General features: G+C 68.8%; 1 protein-coding gene. It reads right to left on the minus strand.

Annotated elements, in window-relative coordinates; genetic code table 11:
- Positions 1–141: 141 nt before the first annotated feature.
- A partial coding sequence (locus E5W87_RS35480) for a LysR substrate-binding domain-containing protein (protein WP_292408636.1) occupies positions 142–736 on the minus strand: 595 nt, incomplete at its 5' end.

Below are 736 nucleotides of genomic sequence, written 5' to 3' on the forward strand. Positions count from 1 at the left end.
GGTGACGGCGGTACACCGAAGCCGCGCGATGCTGGCGCCAAGCCGGTGCCGCGAGCGCCGGCGCCGCAGCGTCAGCCGGAGCGGCCGGCGCAACAAGGCGCGTTCGGCGCCGCATTGGCGGATGCGCTGAAGCGGAAGTAGCTACTTCTCCGGCGGCAAATGGCCCAGCAGCCAGTCACGAAAACTGGCGACAGGCGGATGGCCGCGCTTGTCGCGCGGCACGACGAGGTAATAGGCGCTGCGGCTCTGCATCGGCCGGCCCGGCGCCGGCACCAACTGGCCGCGCTGCAATTCGCCTGAGATGAGGACCTGCGGCAGCAGCGCCACGCCAAGCCCGGCCATGCAGGCCTGGGCGGCGGTGCCGAACTGCTCGAACTGCATGCCGGGTCCGGTCGGTGCACTCAAACCCTGATGCTCGAACCACTCGGTCCATGCGCCGGGCCGCGTCGCCATATGCAGCAGCGGCAGGCGGCCGATATCGGCAGGCGTGGCAATGGCGCGGCCAGCCAGGAATTCGGGTGACACGACAGGCGCGACCGTCTCGCTGACCAAGAGTGTGGAGTCGGCATCGGGCCAGTCGGGCAGGCCGTAATGGATGGCGGCGTCGAGCCTCTCGCGGGCGAAGTCGAAGCGGCCGATGCGAGTGACGAAGTTGATGGTGATGTCGGGGTTGTTTTCGACGAAATCCGGGATGAGCGGCATCAGCCAGCGTGTGCCGAAGGTCGGCAGGATGGCG

Origin of the sequence: Mesorhizobium sp. (genome assembly GCF_004962925.1) — a bacterium.
Taxonomy (GTDB): domain Bacteria; phylum Pseudomonadota; class Alphaproteobacteria; order Rhizobiales; family Rhizobiaceae; genus Mesorhizobium.